Source organism: Pseudomonas sp. TMP9 (assembly GCF_037943105.1).
In the GTDB taxonomy this organism is placed as follows: Bacteria; Pseudomonadota; Gammaproteobacteria; order Pseudomonadales; family Pseudomonadaceae; genus Aquipseudomonas.
This window is the reverse complement of record NZ_CP149803.1, coordinates 3,089,847-3,102,002: the sequence shown is the minus strand read 5'-3', so window position 1 is coordinate 3,102,002 and position 12,156 is coordinate 3,089,847. Positions and strand designations below refer to the sequence as shown.

Sequence of the window (12,156 nt, the reverse complement as noted above, 5' to 3'; positions counted from 1 at the left end):
GTCTTTTAGGCCCCAAGCAGCCATGCCAGCCGACACTTATTCCTATAAAGCGCTGGGTGAGCAGGATTAACGGAGATTTACCATGTACGCAGTAATTGTTACCGGTGGCAAACAGTACAAAGTCACTGAAGGCGAATTCCTCAAAATCGAAAAGCTCGAGCTGGCCATTGGCGAAGCTGTGACTTTCGACCGTGTTCTGCTGATCGGCAATGGCGACGATATTAAAATCGGCGCCCCAGTTGTTGAAGGTGCCAACGTTGTAGCTGAAGTGATCGCTCAAGGCCGTCACGACAAGGTCACCATCATCAAGTTTCGTCGTCGTAAGCACCACATGAAGCGCCAGGGCCACCGTCAGTGGTACACCGAGATCAAAATCACCGGTATTCAGGCCTGATTCGTTTCGGTCTAATCCCCTTATAGGAGTATTGAACTCATGGCACACAAAAAAGCTGGCGGTAGTACCCGCAACGGTCGCGATTCAGAAGCTAAACGCCTTGGCGTGAAGATGTATGGCGGCCAGAAAATCATTCCTGGCAACATCATCGTGCGTCAGCGCGGCACCCAGTTCCACGCGGGTTACGGCGTTGGTATGGGTAAAGATCACACCCTCTTCGCTAAAATCGAAGGCGTGATCAAGTTTGAAGTAAAAGGCGCGTTCAACCGCCGTTACGTGAGCGTCGTTGCGGCTTAATTGCGCGACTGCTGGGAAAGCCCCGTCCTTGCGACGGGGCTTTTTTATTGGCTCGCCATCTATGGCAGCAACCCTGCGGGCCGTCGCAAGCGACGTTAGAAAACGCTCCGGGCGTTTTTTTTGTTTCTGTATTCTTGGGGTTCTTGCCAAACTGCCCTGGGTGCTAGCGTTCGATTTGAATGCAGGTCAATTTTGCAAGAACCTAGATTTTTTCGTTTTGGATAACCCGCCTTGTTGCGGGAGGCGTACCTATGAAATTCGTCGATGAAGTATCGATTTCGGTAAAGGCCGGTGACGGCGGTAACGGCATGATGGCTTTTCGTCGTGAAAAGTTCATCGAGAAGGGCGGCCCCAACGGTGGCGATGGTGGCGACGGTGGTTCGGTTTATATCGAGGCCTACGCCAATCTCAATACCTTGGTGGACTACCGCTACACCCGTCGTTTCCAGGCGCAAAATGGTGAGAAGGGCGGCAGTACCGACTGCACCGGTGCTAAGGGTGAAGATACGATCCTGCCGGTGCCCATTGGCACCACCGTGATTGATGCCGGTACTCAAGAAGTGATTGGTGACTTGACTCGCGCCGGCCAGCGGTTGCTGGTCGCACATGGTGGTTGGCACGGTTTGGGCAACACCCGCTTCAAGTCCAGCACCAACCGAGCACCACGACAGACCACGCCGGGTAAGCCGGGCGAGGCCCGCGACCTCAAGCTGGAGTTGAAGGTGCTGGCGGACGTTGGCTTGCTCGGGTTGCCAAATGCTGGCAAGAGCACCCTTATTCGCTCGATATCAGCAGCCAAGCCAAAAGTCGCGGATTATCCGTTCACTACCTTGATCCCTAATCTGGGTGTGGTCAGTGTTGATCGCTATAAGAGTTTTGTGGTCGCCGATATTCCAGGGCTGATCGAAGGCGCTTCCGATGGTGCGGGTTTGGGTATTCGCTTCCTCAAGCATTTGTCGCGCACTCGGTTGTTGCTGCACCTGGTGGACATGGCGCCGCTGGATCTGACTGATCCGGCTGAGTCCGCGGCGACCATCATTGATGAGTTGACCAAATTCAGCCCGTCACTGGCCGAGCGCGAGCGCTGGTTGGTATTGAACAAAGCCGACCAGATTCTTGATGAGGAGCAAGCGGCGCGTATTGCTGAAATCGTCGCGCGGATCGAGTGGGAAGGCCCTGTGTACGTGATTTCTGCCTTGGCCCGCGAAGGGACTGAGCAGCTGTGTTATGACATCATGGATTTTCTTGAGGCGCGTGCTGAGCGCATTCAGGAAAACCCAGAATACGCCGCTGAGCTGGCTGAGCTGGATACCCGCATCGAAGATGAAGCGCGCGCCCAGTTGCAGGCGCTGGATGACAAGCGTGCGCTGCGTCGTACCGGGGTTCGTCCAGTGGGCGAGGTCGAGGAAGACGACAGCTTCTGGGATGAGGAAGATGAAGAGGATGGCCCGGAAGTCATTTACGTCCGGGATTAAGCACATGCAGAAACGCCGCTTAATTGCGGCGTTTTTGTAATCACAGGTCGCGGCTAAGGTTGGAAGATCATGCGTGACAAGGTAACCGGTGCGCAGCGCTGGGTGGTGAAGATTGGTAGTGCCTTGCTGACCGCCGATGGTCGTGGTCTTGATCGCGCCGCTATGGCCATATGGGTCAAGCAGATGGTGGCGCTGCGTGAGCAGGGTGTTGAGTTGGTGTTGGTGTCCTCCGGCGCAGTGGCGGCCGGGATGAGCAAGCTTGGTTGGGCCGCGCGGCCGAGTGCCATGCATGAGCTGCAGGCGGCGGCAGCAATTGGTCAGATGGTGCTGATCCAGGCATGGGAGTCGAGCTTTGCTGAGCATGGTCGGCGTACCGCGCAAATTTTGCTGACCCATGATGACCTGTCGGACCGTAAGCGCTACCTGAATGCGCGCAGTACGCTGCGCACGCTGGTCGATCTGGATGTGGTGCCGGTAATCAATGAGAACGACACCGTGGTCACCGACGAGATCCGCTTTGGTGATAACGACACCTTGGCGGCGTTAGTGGCGAACTTGGTCGAAGCTGATCTGCTGGTCATCCTCACTGATCGCGATGGTATGTATAACGCCGACCCGCGGCACAACCCGGGTGCTGAGTTGATTTATGAGGCGCGCGCCGATGATCCGGCGCTGGATGCTGTGGCGGGTGGTGTCGGTGGTGCGCTGGGCCGTGGCGGTATGCAAACCAAGCTGCGTGCGGCGCGCCTGGCAGCGCGTTCGGGTGCGCATACGGTGATTGTTGGTGGTGCTATCGAGCAGGTGCTGGCGCGGCTTAAAGAGGGTGAGCGCCTAGGTACGTTGCTGATGCCTGAGCGCGGCATGCTGGCGGCGCGCAAGCAATGGCTGGCCGGGCATCTGCAGACGCGCGGGACCCTCGTTTTGGATGATGGTGCGGTTAAAGCACTGGCAGCCGGGACTAAGAGTTTGCTACCGGTGGGAGTAAAGGCTGTGCAGGGGAGCTTCCGCCGCGGCGAAATGGTGGTCTGTGTCGCGGCAGATGGCCGCGAGATTGCCCGTGGCCTGGCTAATTACAGCGCCCTCGAGGCGCAAAAGATCATTGGTCAGCCGTCGGATGCGATTGAGCGGCTGCTGGGCTATGTTGATGAGCCCGAGTTGGTGCATCGGGATAATTTGATTCTGGTGTAAGGGAGAGCTGATGCGAATCGTAAAGGGATTATTGAGTGCGCTTGCGCTGCTGCCTGCGTTAGCGGCGGCTGATTCAATCGGTGAGGTGTCGACGGTCTTTAAATTGGTCGGGCCAAACGACAAGATCGTGGTTGAGGCGTTCGATGATCCGAAGGTAGCAGGTGTGACGTGCTACCTGTCGCGGGCCAAGACCGGTGGGGTCAAAGGTGGCCTTGGCTTAGCTGAAGATCGCGCTGAGGCCTCAATCGCCTGTCGCCAGGTTGGGCCGATCAGCTTTCTTGATAAGCTCAAGGAGGGTGAGGTGGTCTTCCGTGAGCGCACCTCATTGGTATTCAAGACCATGCAGGTGGTGCGGTTCTTTGATCAGAAGCGCAATACCTTGGTTTATCTGGTCTACAGCGATCGAGTCATTGAAGGTAGCCCGCAAAATGCGGTGACCGCGATTCCGATTTTGCCCTGGCCAGAAAAACCCTAAGTAAAAAGCCAGACGCGATTCGCAATGCTGTTGATTTGAGGGCGTGTGCTTTTTGCTCTCCTCTTTCATTTATGGGAGAGGGTTGAGGTATCGTGATATTGCCAGATACCCCTTTTCCACCCCATAGAGGGCAGAGCGCATCCGGATGTGGCTAAAGTGAACAGGCTTACGACGCGGTTCGGGCTTGCTCTTGCATGTAGGTTGGCATTCTTTGCTCGGTACTTGGCCTGGCTACAAGGTGGTTTTCTACGGGCAACAAAAAACCGGCTGTTAAGCCGGTTTTTTTACATCTAACGATTGGCGCTTGCAGCTTATGCAGCGGTAGCTTGTGCCAATGCTTTGATGTGGCCGTTCAGGCGGCTCTTATGACGAGCTGCTTTGTTCTTGTGGATGATGCCTTTGTCGGCCATGCGGTCGATTACAGGCACAGCCAGGGTGTAGGCGGTCGCTGCAAGAGCGGCATCTTTGGCGTCGATAGCCTTGATTACGTTCTTGATGTAAGTACGGACCATCGAGCGCTGGCTGGCGTTATGGCTACGACGCTTCTCAGCCTGTTTTGCGCGTTTTTTGGCAGAAGGTGTATTGGCCACCGTCAAGCTCCTCGAAAAAATTCTGGGGGTTACAAACAAATAAGGCCGCGAATCATGCCGATATGAGGGCGTGCTGTCAACCCCGTAGGCTTTTTCCTGTGCTGGCCTGACCAGTGGCCGGGCGCTACACTCGACGCCTTTGCGCGGCGACGGTTTGTCCGCGGCTGTGCTTGTTTGCGGAAATCGAATTATTACATGAATTTGCTCAAGTCGTTGGCCGCTGTCAGCTCCATGACCCTGCTTTCGCGTGTACTGGGTTTTGTGCGTGACACCATTATTGCTCGCACCTTCGGTGCTGGCGTGGCTTCGGACGCCTTTGTGGTGGCGTTTAAGCTGCCCAATCTGCTGCGCCGTATTTTTGCCGAGGGTGCGTTTTCCCAAGCGTTTGTGCCGATTCTGGCTGAATATAAAACTCAGCAGGGCGATGAGGCGACGCGCACGTTCCTGGCTTATGTCACCGGTCTGCTGACGTTGGTGCTGGCGCTGGTGACTTTTATCGGCATTCTTGCAGCGCCTTGGATCGTTTGGGCCTCCGCGCCGGGTTTTGCGGATGAGGCTGAGCGCTTTGAGCTGACCACCGACCTGCTGCGCATCACCTTCCCTTATATTTTGCTGATCTCGCTGTCATCGCTGGCGGGGGCGGTGCTCAATACGTGGAACCGGTTTTCGGTGCCGGCGTTTGTGCCGACCCTGCTGAACATCAGCATGATTGTCTTTGCGCTATTCCTGACGCCCTATTTTGACCCGCCCATCATGGCGCTGGGCTGGGCGGTGCTGGTGGGTGGCCTGGCACAGCTACTGTTTCAGCTGCCGCACCTGCACAAGATCGGCATGTTGGTGCTGCCCCGTCTGAACCTTAAAGACACCGGTGTTTGGCGGGTGATGAAGCAAATGGGTCCGGCGATTTTCGGGGTGTCTGTCAGTCAGATTTCGCTGATCATCAACACCATCTTCGCGTCTTTTCTGGTCGCAGGCTCCGTGTCTTGGATGTACTACGCCGACCGGTTAATGGAGCTGCCGGCCGGTGTGCTCGGCGTCGCATTGGGGACGATTCTGCTACCGGCCTTGTCGAAAACCCATGCCGGAGCCAGTCGCGAAGACTACTCCAAGCTGCTCGATTGGGGTTTGCGCCTGTGTCTGGTGCTGGCGCTGCCCAGTGCCGTGGCGTTGGCGATTATTTCAGAGCCGCTGATCGTCTCGCTGTTCCAGTACGGCAAGTTCACCGCTGCGGATACGTTGATGACCCAGCGCGCCTTGATTGCTTATTCGCTGGGGTTGGTTGGGATTATTTTGGTAAAAATCCTCGCGCCGGCGTTTTACGCTCAACAAAACATTAAAACGCCGGTGCGCATCGGGCTGGTGACGTTGCTGGCCACTCAAGTGATGAACGTCTTGTTTGTTTTCGTCATTCCCTTGGCTCACGCCGGCCTGGCGCTGGCTATCGGCTTGGCGGCTTGTCTGAATGCGGGGCTGCTGTATTGGCAGCTGCGCAAACGCGGGATGTTTACCCCTCAGCCCGGTTGGACACTGTTTGCCGGCAAGCTACTGCTGGCGTTGTTGGTGATGGTGGCAGCGTTGTTGTTGAGCATGCAGCACCTGCCAGCCTGGGCAGATGGCAGCATGCTCTGGCGCCTGCTGCGCCTTGGCGGCCTGGTTGGTGTGGGGCTGCTCAGCTATTTCGCGGTGTTGGCGCTGCTGGGCTTTCGCTTACGGGACTTTGCCCGGCGCAGCGCGCTGTAAAACCAGCTGATTTGCCGCCTGTTGTCTGCTGCCCGGTGTGCGTATAATCGGCCACTTTATGAGCAAGAAGCGCGTTATGCAGCTGGTTCGAGGCCTACACAATCTGCGGCCCCAGCATCGGGGCTGTGTCGCCACCATCGGGAATTTCGACGGCGTCCATCGTGGACACCAGGCCATCTTGGCGCGTCTGCGTGAGCGCTCTGCCGAGCTGGGCGTGCCCAGTTGCGTGTTGATTTTCGAGCCGCAACCGCGTGAATTCTTTGCCCCGGATACCGCTCCCGCACGGTTGGCACGTTTGCGCGACAAGCTCGCGCTGCTGGCCGCCGAGGGTGTTGATCGGGTGCTGTGCCTGAGCTTCAACCGTCGTCTGCGTGAGCTAAGTGCTGCCGAATTCGTGCAGCGCGCGCTGGTCGATGGCTTGGGCGTGCAGCACCTAGAAGTGGGTGATGACTTTCGCTTTGGCTGCGACCGCGCCGGTGACTTTGCCTTTCTGGCGAATGCTGGCGAACGTGAAGGTTTCACGGTTGAAGCCGCCACCACCGTTGAATTGGACGGTATTCGGGTCAGCAGTACACGGGTGCGTGAAGCCCTGGATGCGGGTGATTTTGCCTTGGCGCAGCACCTGCTTGGGCGGCCCTTTCAGATCGCCGGTCGGGTTCTGCATGGGCAGAAATTGGGGCGTCAGCTGAATGCCCCGACCGCCAATGTACAACTCAAGCGCAAGCGCGTGCCGCTTAAGGGCGTCTACTTGGTCAGCACAGAAATTGACGGCCAGTTCTGGCCGGGCGTTGCCAACATCGGCGTGCGCCCCAGTGTTGCCGGTGATGGCAGTGCTCACCTAGAAGTACACGTGTTGGACTTTGCCGGTGACTTGTATGGCCGGCGTTTGACAGTGGCCTTCCACCGCAAGCTGCGTGATGAACAGCGTTTCGCCTCCCTCGAGGCACTGAAGACGGCGATTGCTGCCGATATTGCCGCCGCCCGTGCCCATTGGTGCACTTAATCAACTAGCGCCAACCGCTTAGAAGAGCCAGACATGACCGATTACAAAGCCACGCTAAATCTGCCTGATACCCAATTCCCGATGAAGGCGGGTCTGCCGCAGCGCGAGCCGCAGATTCTGCAGCGCTGGAATGACATGGGCCTCTATCAGAAGCTGCGCGCCCAGGGCGAAGGCCGGCCGAAGTTCGTTCTGCACGACGGCCCGCCCTACGCCAACGGCAGCATTCACATCGGTCACGCGGTCAATAAAATCCTCAAAGACATCATCACCCGTTCAAAAACCCTGTCCGGCTACGATGCCCCTTACGTGCCAGGCTGGGATTGTCATGGCCTGCCGATTGAGCACAAGGTCGAAACCACCTTCGGCAAGAATCAGCCGTCCGACCTGACCCGCGAGCGCTGCCGCACCTATGCCGGTGAGCAGATCGAAGGGCAGAAAGCTGACTTTATTCGCCTCGGTGTGCTGGGCGATTGGGACAATCCGTACAAGACTATGGACTTCGCCAACGAAGCCGGCGAGATCCGTGCGTTGGCTGAGATGGTCAAGCAAGGTTTCGTGTTCAAAGGCCTGAAGCCAGTGAACTGGTGCTTCGATTGTGGTTCGGCGCTGGCTGAGGCGGAAGTCGAGTATCAGGACAAAAAGTCCGATGCCATTGATGTCGCCTTTGTGGTCGAAGATGCCGACAAGCTGGCCGCCGCATTTGGTCTGGCCAGCTTGCCTAAGGCTGCCTCCATCGTGATCTGGACCACCACGCCGTGGACCATTCCCGCTAACCAAGCCCTGAACGTTCACCCGGAATTCACTTACGCCTTGGTCGACACCGGTGAGCGCCTGCTGCTGATGGCTGAAGAGTTGGTCGAAAGCTGCTTGGCCCGTTACGGCCTGCAAGGTGACGTGATCGCCACTGCACAAGGCGCCGCGCTGGAGCTAATCCGCTTCCGTCATCCGTTTTACCCGCGTTTTTCGCCGGTGTATCTGGCCGAATACGTTGAGTTAGGCGCCGGCACGGGCGTGGTGCATTCAGCCCCAGCCTATGGCGAAGACGACTTCCGTTCCTGCAAAGGCTACGGCATGAGCAACGATGACATTCTCAGCCCGGTGCAGAGCAACGGCGTGTATGTCAGCGATCTGCCGTTCTTTGGTGGCCAGTTTATCTGGAAGGCCAACCCGGCAATCGTCGCCAAGCTGGAGGAAGTCGGTGCCCTGCTTAAATACCAAGCCATCCAGCACAGCTACATGCACTGCTGGCGGCACAAGACCCCGCTGATCTACCGCGCCACGGCGCAGTGGTTTGTCGGTATGGACCGTCAGCCCAATGAGGGTGCCACCCTGCGTGAGCGTGCGCTGGGCGCCATTGAGCAGACTCATTTCGTCCCGGCATGGGGCCAGGCGCGTTTGCACGGCATGATTGCTGGGAGGCCGGACTGGTGCATCTCACGTCAGCGCAATTGGGGCGTGCCGATTCCATTCTTTCTGCACAAAGCCACGGGTGAACTGCACCCGCATACCGCCGAGTTGATGGAGGCGGTGGCCAAGCGGGTCGAGCAGCAAGGGATTGAAGCTTGGTTCAAACTCGATGCTGCTGAGTTGCTGGGCGATGAAGCCGCCGATTACGACAAAATCAGCGACACCCTAGACGTCTGGTTTGACTCCGGCACCACCCACTGGCACGTATTGCGTGGCTCACACCCACTCGGGCACGCTGCGGGTCCGCGCGCTGATCTGTACCTGGAAGGCTCCGACCAACACCGCGGCTGGTTTCATTCGTCCTTGCTGACCGGTGCAGCCATCGACGGCCATGCGCCCTACAAAGAGCTGCTGACCCATGGCTTTGTGGTCGATGAAAACGGCCGCAAAATGTCCAAATCGATGGGCAATGTGGTCGCGCCGCAAGAAGTAAACGACAGCTTGGGCGCTGATATTTTACGCCTGTGGGTGTCTTCCACCGACTACTCCGGTGAGATGGCTGTATCTAAAGTCATTCTGCAGCGCAGTGCCGACTCTTACCGGCGTATCCGTAATACCGCGCGCTTCCTGCTCTCCAACCTCAGTGGTTTCGACCCGACGCAGCATCTGCTGCCGGTGGATGACATGCTGGCGTTGGACCGTTGGGCGGTTGATCGCGCCTTGCTTCTGCAGCGCGAGATCGAAGAAGCCTACGACAGTTATCGCTTCTGGAACGTTTACCAGAAGGTGCACAACTTCTGCGTCCAGGAGTTGGGCGGTTTCTACCTCGACATCATCAAAGACCGTCAGTACACCACCGCAGCGGACAGCGTGGCACGCCGTTCCTGTCAGACGGCGATGTTCCATATCGCCGAAGCCTTGGTGCGCTGGATCGCTCCGGTGTTGTCTTTCACCGCTGATGAGTTCTGGCAATACCTGCCAGGCGCGCGTAATGAATCGGTGATGCTCAATGGCTGGTATCAGGGCCTGAGCGAACTGCCGCAAGACTTTGAGCTGAGTCGCGAGTTTTGGGAGCGCGTCATGGCGGTCAAGGTCGCGGTGAACAAAGAAATGGAAAACCTGCGAGCAGCCAAGGCTATTGGCGGCAACCTGCAGGCCGAAGTGACCTTGTATGCCGAAGACAGCTTGATCGCTGACCTAAACAAACTGGGCAACGAGCTGCGCTTTGTACTGATCACCTCCACCGCCAGCCTAGCGCCGCTCAGCAGCGCGCCAAGTGATGCGGTAGAAACCGACGTGGCCGGGCTCAAACTGAAAGTGCTGAAGTCGGGCCACGTTAAGTGCGCCCGTTGCTGGCACCACCGGGAAGATGTTGGGGTAAACCCAGCGCACCCGGAAATCTGCGGCCGCTGTGTGGACAATATCGAAGGTGCAGGCGAGGTGCGTCACTATGCTTAATTGCTGTTGGTCGCCCTTCTCTTTGCAGCATCGGAATCTTGGCAAAGGGTCAACTGCGCTGCAAAAGGACGCCTGTTTATGAGTGCACGTTTCGGCAAACTGACTTGGCTTTGGCTGAGCTTGGGCATATTTGTGGTCGATCAGGCCACTAAGTTTTGGTTCGACAACAACCTGACTATGTACCAGCAAATCATCATCATTCCTGACTACTTCAGCTGGACGTTGGCCTACAACACCGGCGCGGCGTTTAGCTTTTTAGCCGATGCGGCAGGCTGGCAGCGCTGGTTTTTTGCAGCCGTTGCCACTGTCGTCAGCGTGGTGCTGGTGGTGTGGCTCAAGCGCCTGAAGCCAGGCGAAACCTGGTTGGCGCTGGCGCTGGCACTGGTGCTCGGCGGCGCGTTAGGTAATCTGGTTGACCGCGTGGTGTTTGGCCACGTGGTTGACTTCATCCTGCTGCACTGGCACCAGCAATGGTATTTCCCCGCCTTTAACGTGGCGGATATGGCGATTACGTGTGGCGCCATCTTGCTGGCGCTGGATATGTTTAAAAGCGAAAACTCCGGAGAAAAAGCCCATGACTGACGTACGAATCGGCCCGGACAAGGAAGTCACCCTGCATTTCGCCCTCAAGCTCGACAACGGCGATGTAGTTGACAGCACCTTCGATAAAAATCCAGCCACCTTTAAAGTAGGCGACGGCAACCTGCTGCCTGGCTTCGAGCAGGCCATTTATGGCCTTAAGGCCGGTGACAAACGCAGCCTGGAAATCAGCCCAGAGCAGGGCTTTGGTCAAGGCAACCCGCAGAATCTTCAGGTGATGCCGCGCAGCCAGTTTCAGGATATGGAGCTCTCGGAAGGCCTGCTGGTGATCTTCAATGACGCCGCCAACACCGAGCTACCCGGTGTAGTCAAAATCTTCGACGACAGCCAAGTCACCATCGACTTCAACCATCCACTGGCCGGCAAAACGCTGAGTTTCGATGTGGAAATCATCGAGGTTAAAGCGCTCTGATCTGTAGCCCGGATGAAGTCCGGGAGAACGCCAATCCCTTTCCCGGATTCCATCCGGGCTACGTAAAGCGGCAGCGTTGTCCGCTCCCGCTTTAAGCTTGTCCCTGAACGACCGCGTGTCGAGGCTCTTATGCATATCAAACTCGCCAACCCTCGTGGTTTCTGTGCCGGTGTAGACCGTGCCATCGAAATCGTTAACCGCGCACTTGAAGTATTCGGCCCGCCGATTTATGTGCGCCATGAAGTCGTGCATAACAAGTTTGTGGTGGAAGACCTGCGTTCCCGTGGTGCGGTATTCGTCGAAGAACTGGACCAAGTGCCCGATGACGTGATTCTCATCTTCAGCGCCCATGGCGTGTCGCAAGCCGTGCGCACAGAGGCCGAGCGCCGTGGTTTGAAGGTCTTTGACGCCACCTGTCCGCTGGTCACCAAGGTGCATATGGAAGTGGTGCGTTACAGCCGCGAGGGGCGCGAATGCATCCTCATCGGCCATGAAGGTCACCCGGAAGTCGAAGGCACCATGGGCCAATACGACGTCAGTAATGGCGGCACTATCTATTTGGTCGAAGACGAAGCCGATGTGGCTGCACTGCAGGTGCGTAACCCCGAGCTGCTGGCGTTTGTTACCCAAACCACGCTGTCGATGGACGACACCAGCAAGGTCATCGACGCCCTGCGCGCCAAATACCCCGCCATCGGTGGCCCGCGTAAAGACGATATTTGCTACGCCACGCAAAACCGCCAAGACGCCGTCAAACAGCTCGCCGCCGATTGCGACGTATTGCTGGTAGTAGGCAGCCCCAACAGCTCCAACTCAAACCGCCTGCGTGAACTGGCCGAACGCATGGGCACGCCGGCCTACTTGATTGACGGCGCGCAAGACCTCAAGCAAGAGTGGTTTGCTGGCGTTAGCGGCATCGGCATCACCGCCGGCGCTTCTGCCCCGGAAGTGCTGGTGCAAAGCGTGATTAAACAGTTGGGCGAGTGGGGCGCCAGTAACGCGCAAGAGCTGGAAGGGCGGCCCGAGAATGTAACGTTCTCGATGCCGAAGGAGCTGCGAGTAAAGCAGGTGTAAAAATAAAAAAGGTCGGCAATAGCCGACCTTTTTGATTACGGCA

Annotated in this window: 12 protein-coding genes; 11 read left to right on the top strand and 1 reads right to left on the bottom strand. The window is 57.4% G+C overall.

Translation table 11 applies throughout. The features are described from left to right. Window positions 1-82: 82 nt before the first annotated feature. From rplU to WF513_RS14710, 5 genes are all read left to right on the top strand, one after another. Entirely contained in the window at window positions 83-394 is a 312-nt protein-coding gene (rplU, locus tag WF513_RS14730; protein WP_339080137.1) for a 50S ribosomal protein L21, read from the top strand. 39 nt (window positions 395-433) lie between these two features. Then, a complete protein-coding gene (rpmA, locus tag WF513_RS14725; RefSeq protein WP_003176049.1) occupies window positions 434-691 on the top strand; it encodes a 50S ribosomal protein L27 in 258 nt (85 codons plus the stop codon). 251 nt (window positions 692-942) lie between these two features. Beyond that, window positions 943-2,166: an Obg family GTPase CgtA gene (cgtA, locus tag WF513_RS14720; protein WP_339080136.1), complete on the top strand. Its 1,224-nt coding sequence runs from the start codon at window positions 943-945 to the stop codon at window positions 2,164-2,166. Between the two features lie 69 nt (window positions 2,167-2,235). Then, window positions 2,236-3,354 (top strand): glutamate 5-kinase, encoded by a 1,119-nt coding sequence (proB, locus tag WF513_RS14715; RefSeq protein WP_339080135.1) that lies wholly within the window; start codon window positions 2,236-2,238, stop codon window positions 3,352-3,354. 10 nt (window positions 3,355-3,364) lie between these two features. Next, complete coding sequence (locus WF513_RS14710) at window positions 3,365-3,829, top strand: CreA family protein (protein WP_339080134.1); 465 nt, start codon at window positions 3,365-3,367, stop codon at window positions 3,827-3,829. Window positions 3,830-4,140: 311 nt separating this feature from the next. On the opposite strand, the gene rpsT is transcribed toward WF513_RS14710, so the two are convergent. Next, a complete protein-coding gene (rpsT, locus tag WF513_RS14705) occupies window positions 4,141-4,419 on the bottom strand; it encodes a 30S ribosomal protein S20 (RefSeq protein WP_339080133.1) in 279 nt (92 codons plus the stop codon). A 195-nt stretch (window positions 4,420-4,614) separates the two neighbouring features. Here rpsT and murJ point away from each other — a divergent pair, with 195 nt between their 5' ends. The 6 genes from murJ (at window position 4,615) to ispH (ending at window position 12,113) form a co-directional block, all read left to right on the top strand. After that, a complete protein-coding gene (murJ, locus tag WF513_RS14700; RefSeq protein WP_339080132.1) occupies window positions 4,615-6,159 on the top strand; it encodes a murein biosynthesis integral membrane protein MurJ in 1,545 nt (514 codons plus the stop codon). Between the two features lie 76 nt (window positions 6,160-6,235). Continuing rightward, the gene (gene ribF / locus WF513_RS14695) at window positions 6,236-7,162 is read left to right on the top strand and encodes a bifunctional riboflavin kinase/FAD synthetase (protein WP_339080131.1); all 927 of its coding nucleotides are present in this window, start codon (window positions 6,236-6,238) and stop codon (window positions 7,160-7,162) included. 33 nt (window positions 7,163-7,195) lie between these two features. Then, on the top strand, window positions 7,196-10,027 hold the full coding sequence (ileS, locus tag WF513_RS14690; protein ID WP_339080130.1) for an isoleucine--tRNA ligase: 2,832 nt from the start codon (window positions 7,196-7,198) through the stop codon (window positions 10,025-10,027). A 78-nt stretch (window positions 10,028-10,105) separates the two neighbouring features. After that, on the top strand, window positions 10,106-10,609 hold the full coding sequence (gene lspA, locus WF513_RS14685) for a signal peptidase II (RefSeq protein ID WP_339080129.1): 504 nt from the start codon (window positions 10,106-10,108) through the stop codon (window positions 10,607-10,609). Beyond that, the gene (locus tag WF513_RS14680) at window positions 10,602-11,039 is read left to right on the top strand and encodes a peptidylprolyl isomerase (protein WP_339080128.1); all 438 of its coding nucleotides are present in this window, start codon (window positions 10,602-10,604) and stop codon (window positions 11,037-11,039) included. The genes lspA and WF513_RS14680 overlap by 8 nt, the downstream gene beginning before the upstream one ends. 129 nt (window positions 11,040-11,168) lie before the next feature. After that, on the top strand, window positions 11,169-12,113 hold the full coding sequence (gene ispH / locus WF513_RS14675) for a 4-hydroxy-3-methylbut-2-enyl diphosphate reductase (RefSeq protein ID WP_339080127.1): 945 nt from the start codon (window positions 11,169-11,171) through the stop codon (window positions 12,111-12,113). The last annotated feature ends 43 nt before the right edge of the window (window positions 12,114-12,156 follow it).